17 protein-coding genes and 3 tRNA genes are annotated in these 19,712 nt (G+C 69.2%); 9 read left to right on the top strand and 11 right to left on the bottom strand.

The window, feature by feature from the left end:
* The first annotated feature begins 148 nt into the window (after window positions 1–148).
* The 3 genes from hrpA (at window position 149) to OG462_RS23420 (ending at window position 4,597) form a co-directional block, all read left to right on the top strand.
* Window positions 149–4,096, top strand: coding sequence for an ATP-dependent RNA helicase HrpA (gene hrpA / locus OG462_RS23430; RefSeq protein WP_406060411.1), 3,948 nt, complete (start codon window positions 149–151; stop codon window positions 4,094–4,096).
* An 87-nt stretch (window positions 4,097–4,183) separates the two neighbouring features.
* Window positions 4,184–4,257, top strand: a tRNA-Asp gene (locus OG462_RS23425).
* A 127-nt stretch (window positions 4,258–4,384) separates the two neighbouring features.
* Window positions 4,385–4,597 carry a DUF6274 family protein gene (locus tag OG462_RS23420; RefSeq protein ID WP_406060409.1) on the top strand — a complete coding sequence of 71 codons (213 nt, stop codon included), beginning with the start codon at window positions 4,385–4,387 and terminating at the stop codon, window positions 4,595–4,597.
* Window positions 4,598–4,938: 341 nt separating this feature from the next.
* On the opposite strand, the gene bldC is transcribed toward OG462_RS23420, so the two are convergent.
* Both bldC and OG462_RS23410 read right to left on the bottom strand, forming a co-directional pair.
* Window positions 4,939–5,145 (bottom strand): developmental transcriptional regulator BldC, encoded by a 207-nt coding sequence (gene bldC, locus OG462_RS23415; protein ID WP_003949541.1) that lies wholly within the window; start codon window positions 5,143–5,145, stop codon window positions 4,939–4,941.
* A 583-nt stretch (window positions 5,146–5,728) separates the two neighbouring features.
* Complete coding sequence (locus OG462_RS23410; protein ID WP_406060408.1) at window positions 5,729–6,613, bottom strand: hypothetical protein; 885 nt, start codon at window positions 6,611–6,613, stop codon at window positions 5,729–5,731.
* A 155-nt stretch (window positions 6,614–6,768) separates the two neighbouring features.
* On the opposite strand from OG462_RS23410, the gene OG462_RS23405 reads away from it, so the two are divergent.
* Both OG462_RS23405 and OG462_RS23400 read left to right on the top strand, forming a co-directional pair.
* Complete coding sequence (locus OG462_RS23405) at window positions 6,769–7,860, top strand: Leu/Phe/Val dehydrogenase (protein WP_406060406.1); 1,092 nt, start codon at window positions 6,769–6,771, stop codon at window positions 7,858–7,860.
* Between the two features lie 323 nt (window positions 7,861–8,183).
* On the top strand, window positions 8,184–8,438 hold the full coding sequence (locus OG462_RS23400) for a DUF3073 domain-containing protein (protein WP_030318267.1): 255 nt from the start codon (window positions 8,184–8,186) through the stop codon (window positions 8,436–8,438).
* 188 nt (window positions 8,439–8,626) lie between these two features.
* On the opposite strand, the gene purM is transcribed toward OG462_RS23400, so the two are convergent.
* From purM to OG462_RS23380, 4 genes are all read right to left on the bottom strand, one after another.
* A complete protein-coding gene (gene purM, locus OG462_RS23395) occupies window positions 8,627–9,706 on the bottom strand; it encodes a phosphoribosylformylglycinamidine cyclo-ligase (RefSeq protein WP_406060404.1) in 1,080 nt (359 codons plus the stop codon).
* A gap of 44 nt (window positions 9,707–9,750) precedes the next feature.
* Window positions 9,751–11,277 carry an amidophosphoribosyltransferase gene (gene purF, locus OG462_RS23390; RefSeq protein ID WP_406060402.1) on the bottom strand — a complete coding sequence of 509 codons (1,527 nt, stop codon included), beginning with the start codon at window positions 11,275–11,277 and terminating at the stop codon, window positions 9,751–9,753.
* Window positions 11,278–11,548: 271 nt separating this feature from the next.
* Entirely contained in the window at window positions 11,549–12,400 is an 852-nt protein-coding gene (locus OG462_RS23385) for an META domain-containing protein (RefSeq protein ID WP_406060400.1), read from the bottom strand.
* 213 nt (window positions 12,401–12,613) lie between these two features.
* Window positions 12,614–13,405 (bottom strand): sterol carrier family protein, encoded by a 792-nt coding sequence (locus tag OG462_RS23380; protein WP_406060398.1) that lies wholly within the window; start codon window positions 13,403–13,405, stop codon window positions 12,614–12,616.
* A 75-nt stretch (window positions 13,406–13,480) separates the two neighbouring features.
* On the opposite strand from OG462_RS23380, the gene OG462_RS23375 reads away from it, so the two are divergent.
* On the top strand, window positions 13,481–13,885 hold the full coding sequence (locus OG462_RS23375) for a nuclear transport factor 2 family protein (RefSeq protein WP_406060397.1): 405 nt from the start codon (window positions 13,481–13,483) through the stop codon (window positions 13,883–13,885).
* Here OG462_RS23375 and OG462_RS23370 read toward each other — a convergent pair.
* From OG462_RS23370 to purS, 5 genes are all read right to left on the bottom strand, one after another.
* Complete coding sequence (locus tag OG462_RS23370; RefSeq protein ID WP_406060395.1) at window positions 13,873–14,700, bottom strand: M23 family metallopeptidase; 828 nt, start codon at window positions 14,698–14,700, stop codon at window positions 13,873–13,875. The genes OG462_RS23375 and OG462_RS23370 overlap by 13 nt on opposite strands.
* Before the next feature lie 25 nt (window positions 14,701–14,725).
* Window positions 14,726–15,232: an ArsR/SmtB family transcription factor gene (locus OG462_RS23365; RefSeq protein WP_406060393.1), complete on the bottom strand. Its 507-nt coding sequence runs from the start codon at window positions 15,230–15,232 to the stop codon at window positions 14,726–14,728.
* A gap of 101 nt (window positions 15,233–15,333) precedes the next feature.
* On the bottom strand, window positions 15,334–17,583 hold the full coding sequence (gene purL / locus OG462_RS23360; RefSeq protein ID WP_406060390.1) for a phosphoribosylformylglycinamidine synthase subunit PurL: 2,250 nt from the start codon (window positions 17,581–17,583) through the stop codon (window positions 15,334–15,336).
* Window positions 17,583–18,263 carry a phosphoribosylformylglycinamidine synthase subunit PurQ gene (purQ, locus tag OG462_RS23355; protein ID WP_030318250.1) on the bottom strand — a complete coding sequence of 227 codons (681 nt, stop codon included), beginning with the start codon at window positions 18,261–18,263 and terminating at the stop codon, window positions 17,583–17,585. Before purQ ends, purL begins: the two co-directional genes overlap by 1 nt.
* On the bottom strand, window positions 18,260–18,505 hold the full coding sequence (gene purS, locus OG462_RS23350) for a phosphoribosylformylglycinamidine synthase subunit PurS (RefSeq protein ID WP_030221400.1): 246 nt from the start codon (window positions 18,503–18,505) through the stop codon (window positions 18,260–18,262). The genes purQ and purS overlap by 4 nt, the downstream gene beginning before the upstream one ends.
* A gap of 366 nt (window positions 18,506–18,871) precedes the next feature.
* On the opposite strand from purS, the gene OG462_RS23345 reads away from it, so the two are divergent.
* The 3 genes from OG462_RS23345 to OG462_RS23335 all read left to right on the top strand — a co-directional run bounded on the left by OG462_RS23345 (window position 18,872) and on the right by OG462_RS23335 (window position 19,600).
* Window positions 18,872–19,213, top strand: a complete 342-nt coding sequence (locus OG462_RS23345) for an Lsr2 family protein (RefSeq protein WP_406060388.1) — start codon at window positions 18,872–18,874, stop codon at window positions 19,211–19,213.
* Window positions 19,214–19,371: 158 nt separating this feature from the next.
* Window positions 19,372–19,443: transfer RNA gene (locus tag OG462_RS23340), tRNA-Gly, on the top strand.
* Between the two features lie 81 nt (window positions 19,444–19,524).
* Window positions 19,525–19,600 (top strand) — tRNA-Gly (locus OG462_RS23335).
* Window positions 19,601–19,712: the final 112 nt, after the last annotated feature.

The raw sequence follows: 19,712 nt of genomic DNA, 5'->3' as shown, positions 1-19,712 counted from the left end.
GCCCGAAATAGTACGCACCCGCGCACCCGCCCCCGAGGACGTGCCCTTACCCGGGCAATCACCCCGCCCCCGGGAAGCACCCGCCCCGGCTGGCCGCTCGTAAATGGGTTCGCCGCTTCTCGGCCGCAGGTGCGATCCTGGATGCCGTATGTCTACTTCCTTCGCCGCCCTCCAGTCCGTCCTGGCCGAGGTCTCGCTGCGGGACTCCCACCGGCTCGGCCGTCGTCTCGAAGGCGCCCGCCGCATCCGCAAGCCCGAGGCCCGCGAGGCCGTCCTGGACGAGATCGCCGTCGAGGCGGCCAAGGCCAAGGAGCGCGTCGACGGGCGCGCCTCCCGCATGCCCGCGGTCACGTATCCCGAACAGCTCCCCGTCTCGCAGAAGAAGGACGTGATCCTGGAGGCGATACGCGACCACCAGGTCGTGATCGTCGCCGGCGAGACGGGTTCGGGCAAAACCACCCAGATCCCCAAGATCTGTCTGGAGCTCGGCCGGGGCGTCCGGGGCATGATCGGGCACACCCAGCCCCGCCGGATCGCCGCCCGCACGGTCGCCGAGCGGGTCGCCGAGGAGCTGAGGACCCCACTCGGCGAGGCCGTCGGCTGGAAGGTCCGCTTCACCGACCAGGTGAACCCCGACGCGACCTTCGTGAAGCTGATGACGGACGGCATCCTGCTCGCCGAGATCCAGACGGACCGCGAGCTGCGCGCCTACGACACGATCATCATCGACGAGGCCCACGAGCGGTCCCTCAACATCGACTTCCTGCTCGGCTATCTGGCCCAGCTGCTCCCGAAGCGCCCCGACCTCAAGGTCGTGATCACCTCGGCGACCATCGACCCGGAGCGTTTCTCCCGCCACTTCGGCGAGGCCCCGATCGTCGAGGTCAGCGGCCGTACGTACCCGGTCGAGGTCCGCTACCGTCCCCTCCTGGAAGAGGACTCCGACGACTCGGACCGCGACCAGATCACGGCCATCTGCGACGCCGTCGACGAGCTCCAGTCCGAGGGCCCCGGCGACGTCCTCGTCTTCCTCTCCGGCGAGCGCGAGATCCGTGACACCGCGGACGCGCTCCTCAAGCGGAACCTGCGCAACACCGAGGTCCTCCCGCTCTACGCCCGCCTCTCCCACGCCGAGCAGCACCGGGTCTTCCAGGCGCACTCCGGCCGTCGGATCGTCCTCGCGACGAACGTCGCCGAGACCTCCCTGACCGTCCCCGGCATCAAGTACGTGATCGATCCGGGCACCGCCCGCATCTCCCGCTACTCGCACCGGACCAAGGTGCAGCGGCTGCCGATCGAGCCGGTCAGCCAGGCCAGCGCCAACCAGCGCAAGGGCCGCTGCGGCCGAACGTCCGACGGCATCTGCATCCGGCTGTACACGGAGGACGACTTCCTCTCCCGGCCGGAGTTCACGGACGCCGAGATCCTCCGTACGAACCTGGCCTCCGTCATCCTGCAGATGACCGCGGCCGGCCTCGGCGAGATCGAGAAGTTCCCCTTCATCGACCCGCCGGACCACCGGAACATCCGGGACGGCGTGCAGCTCCTGCAGGAGCTGGGCGCGATCGACCCGGACGAGAAGGATCCGAAGAAGCGGCTGACGCAGCAGGGCCGGAAGCTCTCCCAGCTCCCGGTGGACCCGCGGCTCGCCCGGATGGTCCTGGAGGCCGACAAGAACGGCTGTGTGCGCGAGGTCATGGTGATCGCGGCCGCCCTCTCCATCCAGGACCCGCGCGAGCGGCCGTCGGAGAAGCAGGCGCAGGCGGACCAGCAGCACGCCCGGTTCAAGGACGAGACGAGCGACTTCCTCGCCTTCCTGAACATGTGGCGGTACGTCCGTGAGCAGCAGAAGGAGCGCGGATCCAGCTCCTTCCGCCGGATGTGCAAGCAGGAGTACCTGAACTTCCTGCGCATCCGCGAGTGGCAGGACATCTACGCCCAGCTGCGGACGGTCGCGAAGCAGCTCGGCATCCATGTCAACGAGGAGGACGCGCCCGAGCAGTCCGTCCACGTCTCCCTCCTCGCGGGCCTCCTCAGCCACATCGGCATGAAGGACGTGAAGGAAGGGGCCAAGAACGACTACCTGGGTGCCCGCAGCGCCAAGTTCGCGATCTTCCCCGGTTCCGCGCTCTTCAAGAAGCCCCCGCGCTTCGTCATGTCCGCCGAGCTGGTGGAGACCTCGCGCCTCTGGGCCCGGGTCAACGCGCGCGTGGAGCCGGAGTGGATCGAGCCGCTCGCCCAGCACCTGGTGAAGAAGACGTACAGCGAGCCGCACTGGGAGAAGGACCAGGCGGCCGTGATGGCCTTCGAGAAGGTGACGCTGTACGGCGTCCCGATCGTCGCCGACCGCAAGGTCAACTACGGCCGGATCGACCCCGAGGTCTCCCGCGACCTGTTCATCAGGAACGCGCTCGTCGAGGGCGACTGGCGCACCCACCACAAGTTCTTCGCGGACAACCGCAAGCTCCTCACCGAGGTCGAGGAGCTGGAACACCGGGCGCGGCGCCGGGACATCCTCGTCGACGACGAGACGCTCTTCGACTTCTACGACAAGCGCGTCCCCGAACACGTCGTGTCCGGAGCCCACTTCGACTCCTGGTGGAAGCACAAGCTCCACGAAGGAGGCGCTGCGGCGGAGTTCCTGGACTTCGAGCGCGAGATGCTCATCAACGAGAAGGCCGCCGGGGTCACCAAGGACGACTACCCGGACTCCTGGCGGCAGGGTCCGCTGAAGTTCCGGGTGACGTACCAGTTCGAGCCGGGCGCGGACGCCGACGGTGTCACCGTCCACGTCCCGCTCCAGGTGCTGAACCAGGTGACGGACGACGGCTTCGAGTGGCAGATCCCGGGTCTGCGCGCCGAGGTCGTCACCGAGCTGATCCGCTCCCTCCCGAAGCCGATCCGCCGCCACTACGTGCCCGCGCCGAACTTCGCGAGCCGCTTCCTGGACGTGGTCGTGCCGGTGCAGGAGCCGCTGGCGGGGGCGCTCGCCCGGGAGCTCCAGCGGATGGTCGGGGTGCCGGTCACCGCCGACGACTTCGACTGGGCGAAGGTCCCCGAGCATCTCAAGGTCACGTTCCGGATCGTCGACGAGCGGCGCAGGAAGCTCGCCGAGGACAAGGACCTGGAGACGCTGCGGCTGCAGCTGCGCCCGAAGGCCCGTAAGGCGCTCTCCCAGGCCGCCGCGGCGGCCACGGGCGGCCCGGACGGCTCCGGGCCCTCCCTGGAGCGCACGGGGCTCACGGACTGGACGATCGGGACGCTCACGAGGGTCTTCGAGACCAAGCGGGGCGGCCAGCCGGTCAAGGCGTACCCGGCGCTCGTGGACGAGGGCGCGACCGTCGCCGTACGCCTCTTCGACACGGAGGCCGAGCAGGCCCAGGCGATGTGGCGGGGCACCCGGAAGCTGATCATGCTGAACATCCCGGTGAACCCGGCGAAGTTCGCCTCGGACAAGCTGACCAACCAGCAGAAGCTGGCCCTGTCGAGCAATCCGCACGGCTCGATCCAGGCCCTCTTCGACGACTGCGCGACCGCGGCGGCCGACAGGCTGATGGCGGAGCACGGCGGGCCGGCGTGGGACGAGGAGTCGTTCCGGAAGCTGTACGACAAGGTCCGTGCGGACCTCGTGGACACGACCGTACGGACGGTGGGCCAGGTCCAGCAGATCCTGGCGGCCTGGCAGGCGTGCGAGCGCCGGTTGAAGTCCACCGGCAGTCTGGCCCTGATCAACAACCTGGCGGACGTACGCGCCCAGCTGGCGTGGCTGATGCCGGCCGGCTTCGTCACTCGGACGGGGCTGAAGCGGCTCCCGGACCTGATGCGCTATCTGGTGGCGGTGGACCGGCGGCTCCAGCAGATGCCGACCGGGGTCCAGCGCGACACCACCCGGATGGAGAAGGTCCAGGAGATGCAGGACGAGTACGCCTGGCTGCTCGAACAGCTTCCGAAGGGCCGCCCGGTGCCGTCCGAGGTCACCGACATCCGCTGGATGATCGAGGAGCTGCGGGTGAGCTACTTCGCGCACGCGCTCGGCACGGCGTACCCGGTCTCGGACAAGCGGATCGTGAAGGCGATCGACGCGGCGGCCCCGTAACGGGGGATTCGCCGTCGGTGAGTTCGACCGGACCGCTGACCTGCTGTACAGTCTTCCTCGCAGCCACTTACGAGGGGCTGCGAGCAAGGACCTGTGGAGCAGTTGGTTAGCTCGCCACCCTGTCAAGGTGGAGGTCGCGGGTTCAAGTCCCGTCAGGTTCGCTTTCAAGAAAGGCCCGCATCGCGAGATGCGGGCCTTTCTTTGTGTTCCCGTGTCTTGACGGGGCCACGGGCCCGCCGGTACCCCGGACATCAGGGATTCGGGGGCCCACACCGGAGGTGGTCGCGCATGGCCGCGGCGTCCGCAGCACGGCACGACACGCGCGCGCTGCTGCGCGCCCATCTGGCGGCCGCGTCCCGGTACGGACACCTCACGCGCCACTGCGTGGTCTGCCACCGCCTCCTGCGGCTCTCCATGGACCTTCCGGAGCTCCCGCAGCCGGGGGAAGGGCCCGAGGGGCCGGCGGACGGCACTGAGGACGAAAGTCCTACCGACCCATGACCAACGGCGGGTTGGGAGCGTTCCGCGAAGTGGGAGGCTGTTCTTTGGCAAGACTTCCCCGATGTGACGGGAGTCACTGAAGCAGTTTCAGAAACCGCTTCACTTACACCCTCCCTACACAGGCCCGATTTAATATGTGCAATTGCACCGCTCTCCGAAGAGTGGCGCCGGGCACAAAAGAAGATCGCGCCAGACCCGGCGGAGTCCAGCGCGATCGTTGACGAAGGCCTGTTGGGGCAGGAATCCGTCGGCAGAGCTAGGTGTGGGCGACCGGATTGGGGGATCCGGACAGGCCCGGTGTTACGGGGTACTGCGGGGTACTACGGGGTGTTTGCGCGACCTCAGGCCTCGCTGCGCTGCTGCGGAATACCCGCCAGCAGCGCGCGAACCTCAGCTTCGCGGTACCGGCGATGCCCACCCAGGGTGCGGATGGACGTAAGCTTCCCGGCCTTCGCCCAACGGGTCACCGTCTTCGGGTCCACGCGGAACATCGTGGCAACCTCGGCAGGGGTCAGCAGCGGCTCGGCATCAGGGGTGCGAGCGGTCATGAGCGGCCTCCTCGGGAGAACCGAACCTTCTCGGTTCTTTCCTCTAAATTCTGCACCTTGACCCGCGTTGCCCGAAATGGCAGAAGCGGGCCGAGTCGGTTATAGGACGAACGGCTTGTCCTCGGCACTACAACTACACCATCCGTCCAGCCACGTCGGCCAAACCGATGGAATTGCCCTCGCAGGTGTTCATCAGCGGCGGAAGTCGATGGACCATGCCATAACGGACAGTCACGCCACTGTGACGATCAGTCACAGAGCGATCAGGAGTCCTCAGACCCCCCATAGAGTGCAATGCTGAGCGTTCCGCCCATAGATGGACGGAAGGAACCCTCCCCGGACTCCTTGTCCTATTTTGGCACGAGGGTGGGTGATGGGCGCAAGGGTGCGTTACGTGCTGTCCGTCACGCTTGAGCCAAAGGCCCGGATCGGGACCAACGTCCCCGCCCGGAGGGTGCCGAAAGACCCGGAGACCGCCCAGCATAGAAAACCGGGCAGGCGGTATCCGGACAGCCCTGATGATCATTTACACCCGTCGGACATGTCTTGTCGATACCGACCTGACGAAGATGCCCGACTGATGTCAATTCGCGAAGCGAAGATCCCTGACCGTCCGCCAGCGCTCCGCGAGCCGCCCGTACGCATCGCTCGCCCCCTCGCCGTCGCCGGCCCGCAGCGCCGCGATCCCCTCCGCCAGCTGCGCCGCCGACCGGTCCGCCGCCAGCCACTCCTCCGGGACGGCGTGCACCAGACCGCCGAAATCCAGCTCCACGAGCGCCCGGGGATGGAACTCCTCCAGCCAGCGCCCCACCTCGATCAGCCCCTCCGTCATGGGGCCGTCGTCGATCGACTCCCGCAGGGCCCGCAGCGCCCGCGCGAGCCGGCGGCGCGCCTGCGCCATCGTCGTCCGGTAGCGGAGCACCGGCGCCCGGCCCGGCTCCCTACCGCCCTCGCCGCCCTTCGTGCCCCTGCCGCCCGGCTCCCCCGGCTCGTACTCCCGGTCCTCGTCCCCGAAGAGCGCGAACCAGCGCAACGGCACCTGCCAGACCGCCGTACGGATCCACGGCCGCGCGTCCGGGTTCCTGCCCAGCCACCGCTCGTAGTCGCTCGCCACCTGGACGCGGACCACCGGCGGCAGCATCGCGTCCAGCACCGGCTCCGGGAACTGGTCCGCCAGCTCCTGCAGCGCCAGCCACCCCCGCAGCCGGGTCCGCCACGGGCAGATCACCACCACGCCGTCCAGATGGGCGACGAAGGCCTCCCCGCTCTCGTGGACCGGCACCGGGACCGGGGGCGTCGGCAGCAGGTCGGCGAGCGAGCGCCGCAGCTCCTCCTGCGCCCCCGGCGTGCGCGGCCGGCGGGCGTACCGCGCCCAGTGGGTCCGCTCCGGCTCGGGGAACGCGGCCAGCGGCTCGTACACGCGCAGATAGGACGCGTAGGGAATGAGGACCGAGGAGGCGACCGACATGTCGCGAATCCTTCCACGGAGGTACTCCGCGAGGGGGTGATCCTGAGCACTGCCGCTGATCTACGCCCAGGTAGGACTTACTCTCTTGCCGAACTGGTCCTCCCCCACCCACAGGGAGGGCCGAAACCGCCGCTTCGTACTTGGGAGTCACCACCGTGACCGATGTGACCGGCGTTCCTGCTGACGTACTGCGCACTCTGTTCCACTCGGAGCAGGGTGGCCACGAGCAAGTCGTGCTCTGCCAGGACCGCGCCACCGGCCTCAAGGCCGTCATCGCCCTCCACTCCACCGCCCTGGGCCCGGCCCTCGGCGGCACCCGCTTCTACCCGTACGCCACCGAGGCCGACGCGATCGCCGACGCGCTCAACCTGGCCCGCGGCATGTCGTACAAGAACGCCATGGCCGGTCTCGACCACGGCGGCGGCAAGGCCGTCATCATCGGCGACCCGGAGAAGATCAAGACGGAGGAGCTCCTCCTCGCCTACGGGCGCTTCGTCGCCTCCCTCGGCGGCCGGTACGTCACGGCCTGCGACGTCGGCACCTACGTCGCCGACATGGACGTCGTGGCCCGCGAGAACAAGTGGACCACCGGCCGCTCCCCCGAGAACGGCGGCGCCGGCGACTCCTCCGTCCTCACCGCCTTCGGCGTCTTCCAGGGCATGCGCGCCTCCGCGCAGACCCTGTGGGGCGACCCGACGCTGCGCGGCCGCAAGGTCGGCGTCGCGGGCGTCGGCAAGGTCGGCCACTACCTCGTCGAGCACCTCCTGGAGGACGGCGCCGAGGTCGTGATCACGGATGTGCGCGAGGATTCGGTGCGCCGGATCACCGACAAGCACCCGCAGGTCACCGTCGTCGCCGACACCGACGCGCTGATCCGCGTCGAGGGCCTGGAGATCTACGCGCCCTGCGCGCTGGGCGGTGCCCTGAACGACGAGACCGTGCCGGTCCTCACCGCGAAGGTCGTCTGCGGCGCGGCCAACAACCAGCTCGCCCACCCCGGCGTCGAGAAGGACCTCGCGGACCGCGGGATCCTCTACGCGCCCGACTACGTGGTCAACGCCGGTGGCGTGATCCAGGTCGCCGACGAGCTGCACGGCTTCGACTTCGACCGCTGCAAGGCGAAGGCGACGAAGATCTTCGACACCACGCTCGAAATCTTCGCACGTGCGAAGGCTGACGGAATTCCGCCGGCCGCGGCGGCCGACCGGATCGCCGAACAGCGGATGGCGGACGCGCGACACGCCTGAGTCGTACCGGGGTCCGGCCCGTCGCAGGAGTGACCGTGAGGAGTCCCTGGGGAGACCGCGGAGAGACCACGGAGAGACTTCGCTCACGCCCCTCGGCGGGTCGGCCCTCAAGAAGAGGTTAAAATCGCGATTGACCAGCGAGGAAAGGGCACCTCGATGGTTCTGTACCGGGGTATGTGATGCGCGCGGCGTACCGTAGACCCGCGGAAACAGGTACCGTTGAAGCCCTACGGACCGGTCTCTCTGTCGAGAGTCCGTTCCGAATCATGAACGCGTGTCAAGACTCTGGGGCCACCGAGCCCCGTCACCGAGGGGGTCGAGCCATGGGGCGCGGCCGGGCAAAGGCCAAGCAGACCAAGGTCGCCCGCCAGCTGAAGTACAGCAGCGGCGGGACAGACCTGACGCGTCTGGCCAATGAGCTGGGCGCTTCGACTTCGAACCAGCCGCCGAATGGCGAGCCGTTCGAGGACGACGACGAGGAAGACGACCCGTACGCCCAGTACGCGGATCTCTATAACGAGGACGACGAGGACGAGGACGACGAGTCCGGTCCGAGTGCGTCCCCGCGTCGCGCTTGACCTTCTGAATCGCATCGCCGAAACCCGGCCGGGATCACCCGGCCGGGTTTCTGTGCTGTCCGCGTCCGAGTCGCGTGGCTGTCCGCGTCCGAGCTGCATGGCTGTTTGCGTCCGGGCCGCGTGGGGACCCGTACAACGCCTACGGGGCGCCCCTCAGGGCGCCCCGTCGCGTACTGCTCCCGCTTGCTCTACTTCGCGTAGTCGCCGACCAGCTCGGCGCCCGTGGTGTGCGCGCCGCGCTCGGTGATCTCGCCCGCGACCCAGGCCTCGACGCCCCGGTCCGCCAGCGTCGTCAGGGCCGCGTCCACGGAGTCGGCCGGCACGACGGCCATCATGCCGACGCCCATGTTCAGGGTCTTCTCCAGCTCCAGGCGCTCCACCTGACCGGCCTTGCCGACCAGGTCGAAGATCGCGTCCGGCGCCCAGGTCGAACGGTCGACCGTGGCGTGCAGGCCGTCCGGGATCACCCGGGCCAGGTTGGCCGCGAGACCGCCGCCCGTGATGTGGCTGAACGCGTGGACGTCCGTGGTCCGGGTGAGGGCCAGGCAGTCCAGCGAGTAGATCTTCGTGGGCTCCAGGAGCTCCTCGCCCAGCGTCCGGCCGAGCTCCTCGACCTGCTGGTCGAGGGTCATGCCGGCGCGGTCGAAGACCACGTGCCGGACGAGCGAGTACCCGTTGGAGTGAAGACCCGAGGAGGCCATCGCGATGACCGCGTCCCCCGTACGGATGCGATCGGCGCCGAGCAGCCGGTCGTGCTCCACGACGCCCGTGCCGGCGCCGGCGACGTCGAAGTCGTCCGGGCCGAGGAGGCCCGGGTGCTCCGCCGTCTCGCCGCCGACCAGGGCGCAGCCGGCCAGGACACAGCCCTCGGCGATGCCCTTGACGATGGCGGCGACCCGCTCCGGGTGCACCTTGCCGACACAGATGTAGTCGGTCATGAAGAGCGGCTCGGCGCCGCAGACGACGATGTCGTCCATGACCATCGCGACCAGGTCGTGGCCGATCGTGTCGTACACGCCCATCTGGCGGGCGATGTCGACCTTCGTCCCGACACCGTCGGTGGCGGAGGCGAGCAGCGGACGCTCGTAACGCTTGAGGGCGGAGGCGTCGAAGAGGCCGGCGAAACCGCCGAGGCCGCCGAGGACCTCGGGGCGCTGCGTCTTCTTCACCCACTCCTTCATGAGGTCGACGGCGCGGTCGCCCGCTTCGATGTCGACGCCCGCGCTCGCGTAGCTGGCGCCGCTTCCGGCACTGGTGGACTCAGACATGCTGAAGAACTTTCGTGTCGTACTGCGGGGTGTGCAGCGGGGTCTTACGGGCGGCGCAGGGCGTCGGAGGCCGCGGTGGCGGCCGGACCAGCGGCCAGCTCGGTCTCCAGGAGCTGCTTGCCGAGGAGTTCGGGGTCCGGGAGCTCCATCGGGTACACGCCGTCGAAGCAGGCACGGCAGAGGTTCGGCTTCTGGATCGTGGTCGCCTCGATCATCCCCTCCAGGGAGATGTACGAGAGCGAGTCCGCACCGAGCGACTTGCCGATCTCGTCGATCGACATGCCGTTGGCGATCAGCTCCGCGCGGGTGGCGAAGTCGATGCCGAAGAAGCAGGGCCACTTCACCGGCGGCGAGGAGATCCGGATGTGGATCTCGGCCGCGCCGGCCTCGCGGAGCATCCGGACGAGCGCGCGCTGGGTGTTGCCGCGGACGATCGAGTCGTCGACGACCACCAGGCGCTTGCCCTTGATGACTTCCTTGAGCGGGTTCAGCTTCAGCCGGATGCCCAGCTGGCGGATGGTCTGGGAGGGCTGGATGAAGGTGCGCCCGACATAGGCGTTCTTCACCAGGCCCGCGCCGAACGGGATGCCCGAGGCCTCGGCGTAGCCGATGGCGGCCGGCGTGCCGGACTCCGGAGTCGCTATCACCAGGTCGGCCTCGACCGGCGCCTCCTTCGCGAGACGGCGGCCCATCTCCACACGGGAGAGGTAGACGTTCCGTCCGGCGATGTCGGTGTCGGGGCGAGCCAGGTACACGTACTCGAAGACACAGCCCTTGGGCTTCGCTTCCGCGAATCGCGAGGTACGCATGCCGTTCTCGTCGATCGCGATCAGCTCGCCCGGCTCGACCTCGCGGACGTAGCTGGCGCCGCAGATGTCGAGGGCGGCGGACTCCGACGCGACCACCCAGCCACGCTCCAGGCGGCCGAGGACCAGCGGGCGGATGCCCTGCGGGTCACGGGCCGCGTAGAGCGTGTGCTCGTCCATGAAGACGAGGGAGAAGGCGCCCCGGACATCGGGGAGGATCTTCGCGGCGGCCTGCTCGATGGTGAGCGGCGTGCCGTCCTCGTCGACCTGGGCGGCGAGGAGCGCCGTGAGCAGGTCGGTGTCGTTGGTGGCAGCCACTCGGGTCGAGCGGCCTTCCTTCTTGGGCAGGTCCGCGACCATCTCGGCGAGCTGCGCCGTGTTCACCAGGTTGCCGTTGTGGCCGAGCGCGATCGAGCCGTGGGCGGTTGCCCGGAACGTCGGCTGCGCGTTCTCCCACACGGAGGCCCCGGTGGTCGAGTAGCGGGCGTGACCGACCGCGATATGACCTTGGAGGGAACCGAGAGAGGTCTCGTCGAAGACCTGGGAGACAAGCCCCATGTCCTTGAAGACGAGGATCTGGGAGCCGTTGCTGACCGCGATACCCGCGGATTCCTGGCCCCGATGCTGGAGGGCGTAGAGCCCGAAGTACGTGAGCTTTGCGACCTCTTCACCCGGAGCCCAGACACCGAAGACGCCACAAGCGTCCTGGGGGCCTTTCTCTCCGGGGAGCAAGTCGTGATTGAGTCGACCGTCACCACGTGGCACGTTTCCGAGTGTAGACGGGCTCGACCACTGGTCCGAATTGAGGAAATCCGGGGTCGGCGCGCTCGTGCGATCGCACGAAATGATCATCTCCGGCTTGGAGAGGGCTACGAAGCAGGCGCCGGAAGGGATTCCGGCTCCACGGCCTTCCCGAGCGGACGCTCGTACCAGGCCGTGAGCCTCTCCGCGATGTGACGGAGTGCACCTCGGGAAGGTCCGTTCACCGGGACGCCGGGGCTTCTTGGCCGTCCGTTCCGGCTGCTCCGTCGGAGGTTCAGCCAGTCGTCCCGGCGGCCGCCGTGGCGCCCAGGCCCTCGCCCGCGGCGTTCACGAGGGTCAGCGTCCGGTGGTCCAGGCGGTAGGTGAGCGGACCGTCGAGGAGCTCGTACAGCTTGGTCTCCAGCTGCATCTGCGGGCTCGTGCACATCATCCGGGTGGTCGCCGCCGGGCCCTCGATCGTGAGCGTCTTCCCCTCGACCCGGGCGGTCGCGGAGAAGTTGTTGCAGCCCAGGTTTCCGGAGACCCGGCCGTCCGCGCCGAGGACGAGACGGGCCTTTTCCCCGCTGCCGGCGGGCAGGGAGGACGCGGTGTCCCCCGAGATCAGCCCGTCGATCTTCCAGGTGGTGCCGCGCAGCGGAAGGTCCGCCTCGGCGGTCAGCTCCAGGCCGTTGCGGCCGTCCAGGGAGGTCAGGGTGAGGGCGTCGCCCTTCTCCTGCTTCCCCTTGAGCACGCCACTGAAGGCCTTGACCAGCTCCGCCTCGAAGCGCTGCCGGTCCTCGGGGCAGCCGATCTCGGTGATCTCCTGCGGGGAGACGGTGAGGGTGTCCCCCTTCACGGCGACGGTCGCGCCGAAGGTGTTGCAGCCGCTGTTCCCCCGGGCACGGCCGTCCGCGCCGAACTCGACCCGGGCGCCGTCCGGGGCGACGGACCGGCGCCCGTCGACCGTGACGGCGCCGATCGTCCAGTGGGTACCGGCGACGGGCAGGTCGGGGGAGACGGTGTCGGATCCGGAGCCCGTACCGGTTCCGGATCCGGAGCCCGCTCCCGTGCCTCCCTCCGTGCCGCAGGCGGCGAGGAGGAGGACCAGGGCGGCGGCGGCGAGGGTGCGCGGCGTCTGCGTCTGCATGGCGGTGGGACGGGCGGGGACGGAAGTCGGTTCCGCCCCCGCCCCCGTACGGATCAGACCTCGTGCGGATGAGCCCCCGTACGGATCAGCCCTCGCACGGATCAGCCCCCGTACGGGTCAGCCCTCGCACGGATGGGCCCGCGTACGGATGGGCCCGCGTACGGATGGGCCCGCGTACGGATGGGCCCGCGTACGGATGGGCCCGCGTACGGATCAGCCCATCAGGGGCAGGAGGTCCTTCAGGTCCGCGCGTTCGCCGCTCGCGCCGACACGGGCCTCGTCCAGCTCCGTCGCCCACTCCGCCCGCCCGGTCGCGAGCCTGATCCAGGTCAGCGGGTCCGTCTCGACCACGTTGGGCGGGGTACCCCGGGTGTGCCGGGGGCCCTCCACGCACTGCACCACCGCGTACGGCGGGACCCGCACCTCGACCGCACCGCCCGGGGCCTTCGCCGCGAGCGCGTCGGCGAGCAGCCGGGTGCAGGCCGCGAGGGCCTGCCGGTCGTACGGGATGCCGCCGCCGGTCGCCGCGTTCAGGTCGTCGGTGTGGACGACGAGCTCGACGGTCCGGGTGACGAGGAAGTCGCCGACGGTCATCGCGCCGAAGCTCACCGGCAGGAGCCGCTCGTCGGAGGCGACGTCCAGCGCCCGCTCGTAATCGTCCGCCACGCGCGCGTAGAGCCCCGGCACGTCGGAGGCGTCGATGCCCCGGGTGTGCTCGTCGATCCGCTCGGCGGCTCCGGCCGTCACGAACGGCCAGTCGAGCAGTGCGAGCCGGTCCTGCCCCACCCGCTCCGGCGCGGCCAGGAGCTGCGGCACCGAGTCGACCATCCACGCGAGGTGCGCCGCCAGGTCCCGTACCGTCCACTCCCCCAGCCGGGTCGGCCCGTCGAGCTGCTCGGGCGTGAGCGCCGCGACCGCCTCCCGTACGTGTGTGAACTGGGCGAGCACGGCGGCCCTGGTCTTGGCGGAGTCATAGCGGCGGGTGCGCTTCTTGGCCGGTGGCATGGGGGCGAGGGTAGTCGGAGACTGGAAGGGAAGGGCCGCCCGCTCACCCACCCGTACAAGAGGAGTCGATCGGCCATGGCTGAGCATCCTGACGCCGCCTTGGTTCGCCGGGGCTACGAAGCGTTCGTCCAGGGAGACATGGACACCATGCGGTCGCTGCTGACCTCGGACTGCACCCACCATGTGCCGGGCACCAGCCGGCTGTCCGGGCACCACAAGGGCGTGGACGAGGTTCTCGCCTACTACGGACAGCTCGGCGAGCTCACCCAGGGCACGTTCCGGGTCGAGCTGCAGAGCGTCTCCGTGGACGGCCGAGGTCACGCCATCGCGGCGCACAAGGCCCACGGCGACCGGGGCGACCGGGGAATCGAGATGCACGGCGGGCTCTTCTTCACCATCGTCGGCGGCAAGATCAGCGACATCGACGAGTGCGTCGAGGACATCGACGAGTCCGACGCCTTCTGGGGTCAGGACGTGTAGGCCGAGCTTCCCGCGACGAACGTCTCGCCGTTCTTCGGTACGCCGACACCGCGCCAGGTGAACGGCACACCCCGCGCCGTGTCCAGGTCCGGGCCGTCCATCAGCTGGAAGTGGACGTGCGGCTCGGTGGAGTTGCCGGAGTTCCCGCACCGGGCGAGTTCCTGGCCGGCCGCGACCCGGTCGCCCGCGCGGACGGCGAGCGAGCCGCGCTTCAGGTGCGCGTACATCGCGTACGTGCCGTCGCCGAGTTCGAGGACGAGGTGGTTCCCGGTGACCCGGCGGGCTCCCCCGAGGCCCCGGGCACTGGACTCGACCAGCATCAGATAGATGATGCCGAGCAGCGAGTTGCGGCTGAGGTGGTCGCGCTGTCCGTCCTCGGCGTGCACGACGGTCGCGTCGGCGATCGCGAGCAGCGGCGCGTCGAAGGCCGGGAAGTCCTCGTTCCGCCGGAACACCGGCCACAGCCACGCGAAGGCCGGGCGGGGGCACGACTCGTCCTCCCGCACGATGTCGATGGCGTACGTCTGGCCCAGCTGGTGCGTGCCGTGGCTGGGAGTCCGGTCCGCCGGGCTGTTGAGCGCCGACCAGCGGCCGGTGACCGGCGGATCCACCTCGACCGTGTCACGGGGAGTGCCCTTGACCCGGTTGCGGGCGGTCCGGGAGAGGCCGACACCGAGGATCATCGCGGCGATCGCCGGCAGCCAGCCCGCCCAGTACGGGTACGGCGGCTCGACCACGAGCGAGGCGATGGCCTGGACGATGAACACCAGCCAGAGCACGCGGTGGAGGACCACCGCTGATGAGCGCGAGGACATCCGGATCCCCCCTGAACGATCGTGGTTACGGACGGGCCGCGGTCAGGGCCACCAGAAGCGGGACGACGCGGGCTCCCGGGACCTCGTAGCGACCGCGTCCGACGGTCTTGAGCCAGCCCGCGCCGGTCAGCTGGCGCAGGTGGTGGTAGATCTGGCCGGTCGTGCCGATCTCTTCGAGCTCCGCCAGCTCGGCGGCCGTGCGCCGGCCGCCGAGGATCTCCCGCAGCAGGCGGAGCCGTACGGGCTGGCCGAGCGCGGCGAAGGACTCGGCGATCTCGGTCCAGTCCTCGTCGAGCAGCCGCTCGGTGAAGGCGCCGAACTGCCACTCGTACCGCTCGTGGGTCGGCAGTCGGACCGATCCGGTGAAGAGGACCGCGCCGTCCTCGCCCTGCTCGCCGGCCTCCGCGAGTTCCGCCTTGAGCCCTTCGAGGGCCCAGAAGGTGGCATCGACGACCTCGGGTGCGGGGCGCTCAGCGCCTTCGAGGGCCGCCATACGTCGTTCCAGCGCGGCGACCCGCTCTTCCAGCTCCATACCGTCGAGATTACGTAATTACGTAATCTCTCGCAAGCAGGGAACGAGAAAGCCCCCGCCCGGACCCGAAGGCCGGACGGGGGCTTCCCTGAGACTGGACGTCAGGCCAGCAGGGCCGGGATCGTCGCCTCGTGCGCCGTGCGCAGCTCCGTCAGGGAGAGCGCGAACTCGCCCTGGACGTCGACCGCGTCTCCGTCGACGACACCGATCCGGGCCGCCGGCAGACCCCGCGCACCGCACATGTCGGTGAAGCGGAGCTCCTCGCTGCGCGGGACGGCGACGACCGCACGGCCGGCCGACTCGCTGAAGAGGAACGTGAAGGCGTCCAGGCCCTCCGGGACGACCAGGCGCGCGCCGTTCCCGCCGCGCAGGCAGGACTCGACGACCGCCTGGACGAGACCACCGTCGGACAGGTCGTGCGCGGCGTCGATCATGCCGTCGCGCGAGGCCGAGATCAGGATCTCGCCGAGCAGCTTCTCCCGGTCGAGGTCCACGGCCGGCGGCAGACCGCCGAGGTGCTGGTGGATGACCTCGGACCAGGCCGAGCCGCCGAACTCCTCACGCGTGTCGCCGAGCAGGTAGAGGAGCTGGCCCTCTTCCGCGAAGGCGATCGGCGTACGCCGGTTCACGTCGTCGATCACACCGAGCACGGCCACGACCGGCGTCGGGTGGATCGCGACCTCACCGGTCTGGTTGTACAGGGAGACGTTGCCGCCGGTCACCGGGGTGCCGAGCTGAAGGCAGCCGTCCGCGAGACCACGGGTGGCCTCGGCGAACTGCCACATCACGGCCGGGTCCTCGGGCGAACCGAAGTTCAGGCAGTCCGAGATCGCCAGCGGCTTCGCGCCGGAGGCGGCGACATTGCGGTACGCCTCCGCGAGCGCGAGCTGCGCACCCGTGTACGGGTCGAGCTTCGCGTACCGGCCGTTGCCGTCGGTCGCCATGGCCACGCCGAGGTTGGTCTCCTCGTCGATACGGACCATGCCCGCGTCCTCGGGCTGCGCCAGGACCGTGTTGCCCTGCACGAACCGGTCGTACTGGTCCGTGATCCAGGACTTCGACGCCTGGTTCGGGGAGGAGACCAGCTTCAGGACCTGGTCCTTCAGCTCCTCGCCCGTCTGCGGCCGGGGCAGCTTGCCGGCGTCGTCGGCCTGGAGCGCGTCCTGCCACTCCGGGCGCGCGAACGGCCGGTGGTAGGTCGGACCCTCGTGGGCGACGGAGCGCGGCGGCACGTCGACGATCTGCTCGCCGTGCCAGAAGATCTCCAGGCGCTCGCCCTCGGTCACCTCACCGATGACGGTGGCGATGACGTCCCACTTCTCGCAGATCTCCAGGAAGCGCTCGACGTGCTCCGGCTCGACGATCGCGCACATGCGCTCCTGCGACTCGCTCATGAGGATTTCCTCGGGCGAGAGGGTCGCGTCACGCAGGTGGACCCGGTCGAGCTCGACGCGCATGCCGCCGGAACCGGCGGAGGCCAGCTCGGACGTGGCGCAGGAGAGCCCGGCGCCGCCGAGGTCCTGGATGCCCGCGACCAGCTTCTCCTTGAAGATCTCCAGGGTGCACTCGATGAGGAGCTTCTCCTGGAAGGGGTCGCCGACCTGGACGGCGGGGCGCTTGGTGGGCTTGGTGTCGTCGAAGGTCTCGGACGCGAGGACCGAGACGCCGCCGATGCCGTCGCCACCCGTGCGGGCGCCGTACAGGATCACCTTGTTGCCGGGGCCGGAGGCCTGGGCGAGGTGGATGTCCTCGTGCTTCATCACGCCGATGCAGCCGGCGTTGACCAGCGGGTTGCCCTGGTAGCACTCGTCGAAGACGACCTCGCCGCCGATGTTCGGCAGGCCGAGGCAGTTGCCGTAGCCGCCGATGCCGGCGACGACACCGGGCAGCACGCGCTTGGTGTCGGGGTGGTCGGCCGCGCCGAAGCGGAGCGGGTCGACGACCGCGACCGGGCGGGCACCCATGGCGAGGATGTCGCGGACGATGCCGCCGATGCCGGTGGCCGCGCCCTGGTAGGGCTCGATGTACGAGGGGTGGTTGTGCGACTCGACCTTGAAGGTGACCGCGTACCCCTGGCCGACGTCGACGACGCCCGCGTTCTCACCGATGCCGACGAGCATGGCGTCGTTCTCGGGGACCTTCTCGCCGAACTGCTTCAGGTGGACCTTGCTGCTCTTGTAGGAGCAGTGCTCGGACCACATGACGGAGTACATGGCGAGCTCGGCGCCGGTGGGACGGCGGCCGAGGATCTCGCGGATGCGCGCGTACTCGTCCTCCTTGAGGCCGAGCTCCTTCCAGGGCTGCTCGCTGTCCGGCGTCTCGCTCGCGTGCTTGACGGTGTCGAGGCTCATCAGGCGTTGACCAGCTTCTTGAGGATCGAGGTGAAGAAACCGAGGCCGTCCGTCTTGCCCGTACCGACGAGCGGCTCGACGGCGTGCTCGGGGTGCGGCATGAGGCCGACCACGTTGCCCGCGGCGTTGGTGATGCCCGCGATGTCACGCAGCGAGCCGTTGGGGTTGACGTCCAGGTAGCGGAAGGCGACCCGCCCCTCGGCCTCCAGCTCGTCGAGCACGCGCTCGTCGGCGACGTACCGGCCGTCCATGTTCTTGAGCGGGACCTCGATCTCCTGACCCTCGGTGTAGTCCGAGGTCCAGGCGGTCTCCGCGTTCTCCACCCGCAGCTTCTGGTCGCGGCAGATGAAGTGGAGGTGGTTGTTGCGCAGCATCGCGCCCGGCAGCAGATGCGCCTCGGTGAGGATCTGGAAGCCGTTGCAGATACCGAGGACCGGCATGCCCGCCTTCGCCTGCTCGATGATCGTCTCCATCACCGGCGAGAAGCGGGAGATGGCTCCGGCCCGCAGGTAGTCGCCGTAGGAGAAACCGCCGGCCAGGACCACGGCGTCGACCTGCTTGAGGTCCTTGTCGCGGTGCCAGAGCGATACGGGTTCGGCGCCCGCGAGGCGGGCGGCACGCAGCGCGTCCTGGTCGTCGAGCGTTCCGGGGAACGTGACGACGCCGATGCGTGCGGTCACGATTCCACCTTCACGATGAAGTCTTCGATCACGGTGTTGGCAAGGAAGGTTTCGGCCATCTCATGGATGCGGGCGAGGGCGGCCTCGTCGACCGGTCCCTCCACCTCCAGCTCGAAACGCTTCCCCTGACGGACGTCGGCGATTCCGGCGAATCCCAGGCGGGGCAGTGCACGCTGCACCGCCTGCCCCTGAGGGTCGAGGATCTCCGGCTTGAGCATGACGTCGACTACGACGCGTGCCACTGGCACTCCCGGTGGTGTGTTGCGTGGGCGGTTCCCTCAGCGTACCTGTCTCCAAATTCTACGCGGGTAGAGATCTGAAGGATCCTCCAAAAGCCAGGCCACAGCGGCGCTCCACCAGCGAACACACCCCATGCCCCCGCCCGAGCACACCCACGCAAAATTCGAGTGAAATATTGCGGACCTCATTGCACCGGGACACGCTGAAACAATTGCCAGGGCTTCACAATGCGACGCCCACCGCTGTACAAAGGAATCGAGAAGAAAGCAGCATTGTCCGGGCACAGCCGTACGGTCGGCATCGCCGCACGTCAGAGGCGTCACAAGCGCCCCCTCTGCGGCGCCGACCGCAGGAAAGGACCGATATCCGTGGCGCAGCGTGTGGTGGTCACAATCTCCGACGACATGGACGGCGGAGAAGCAGCTGAAACGGTCGCGTTCGGACTCGACGGGAAGATGTACGAGATCGACCTGAATGCTGCCAATGCAAAGAAACTCCGCAAGGCTCTCGCCCCGTACCTCGCCGCCGGGCGCAAGCTGCCGGCGAGGGCCGTGGCCGACCGGAGCCCCTCTCTGGAGACGTACACCCACACCTCCCTCGCCCCCGACCCGGCGGCGGTCCGCGCCTGGGCGCAGTCCAACAAGATGGAGGTGCCCGCTCGCGGTCGCATCCCGAAGCGGGTCTACGAGGCCTTCCGCGCCGCGAGTTGAGCGGGGCGGGCCCTGCCCTCGGCAGGGCGGGGCAGGGGCGGACGGAGCCGGTCGCTCCGCGCCGACACGGAGCCGATTTGCATTGCACCCCCCATGATCCGCTAAAGTCTGGAACACGCCGAGGGGCGAGGCCGCAAAGCCCCACCCTCACGCAGCGTGCGGGTGTAGTTCAGTAGTAGAACATCCCCCTTCCAGGGGGAAGGCGCAGTGTGCAATTCCTGTCACCCGCTCTGCATCGCAAGACCGAAGCACTCCGGTGCATCGGGTAGAGTGGTGCTCGCACCGCCCAGTGAGAGCTGAGCGGCAGCAATGCGGACGTGGCTCAGTTGGTAGAGCATCACCTTGCCAAGGTGAGGGTCGCGAGTTCGAATCTCGTCGTCCGCTCCAGATCGAAGGCCCCGGTTCTCTGGAACCGGGGCCTTCGTCGTGTCCGCCTTCTGTCTCTGCGGCTCCCTCTGTCTCCGCGTCTCCTTCCGTATCTGCGTCTCCTTCTGCATCT

Origin of the sequence: Streptomyces sp. NBC_01077, assembly GCF_045162855.1 — a bacterium.
Classification (GTDB): Bacteria; Actinomycetota; Actinomycetes; order Streptomycetales; family Streptomycetaceae; genus Streptomyces.
The sequence above is the reverse complement of the archived record's forward strand: the minus strand, read 5'-3'. Positions and strand labels throughout refer to the sequence as shown.

Bases quoted from the DNA above. Each gene is read 5' to 3' on its own strand.
- OG462_RS23380 (WP_406060398.1), bottom strand. From the start codon at position 13,405: ATGCCACCGGCCAAGAAGCGCACCCGCCGCTATGACTCCGCCAAGACC.
- OG462_RS23365 (WP_406060393.1), bottom strand. From the start codon at position 15,232: ATGGAGCTGGAAGAGCGGGTCGCCGCGCTGGAACGACGTATGGCGGCC.
- OG462_RS23370 (WP_406060395.1), bottom strand. From the start codon at position 14,700: ATGTCCTCGCGCTCATCAGCGGTGGTCCTCCACCGCGTGCTCTGGCTG.
- OG462_RS23385 (WP_406060400.1), bottom strand. From the start codon at position 12,400: ATGCAGACGCAGACGCCGCGCACCCTCGCCGCCGCCGCCCTGGTCCTC.
- OG462_RS23410 (WP_406060408.1), bottom strand. From the start codon at position 6,613: ATGTCGGTCGCCTCCTCGGTCCTCATTCCCTACGCGTCCTATCTGCGC.
- purM (WP_406060404.1), bottom strand. From the start codon at position 9,706: ATGTCTGAGTCCACCAGTGCCGGAAGCGGCGCCAGCTACGCGAGCGCG.
- purL (WP_406060390.1), bottom strand. From the start codon at position 17,583: ATGAGCCTCGACACCGTCAAGCACGCGAGCGAGACGCCGGACAGCGAG.
- OG462_RS23420 (WP_406060409.1), top strand. From the start codon at position 4,385: ATGGCCGCGGCGTCCGCAGCACGGCACGACACGCGCGCGCTGCTGCGC.
- bldC (WP_003949541.1), bottom strand. From the start codon at position 5,145: ATGACCGCTCGCACCCCTGATGCCGAGCCGCTGCTGACCCCTGCCGAG.
- hrpA (WP_406060411.1), top strand. From the start codon at position 149: ATGTCTACTTCCTTCGCCGCCCTCCAGTCCGTCCTGGCCGAGGTCTCG.
- OG462_RS23375 (WP_406060397.1), top strand. From the start codon at position 13,481: ATGGCTGAGCATCCTGACGCCGCCTTGGTTCGCCGGGGCTACGAAGCG.
- OG462_RS23400 (WP_030318267.1), top strand. From the start codon at position 8,184: ATGGGGCGCGGCCGGGCAAAGGCCAAGCAGACCAAGGTCGCCCGCCAG.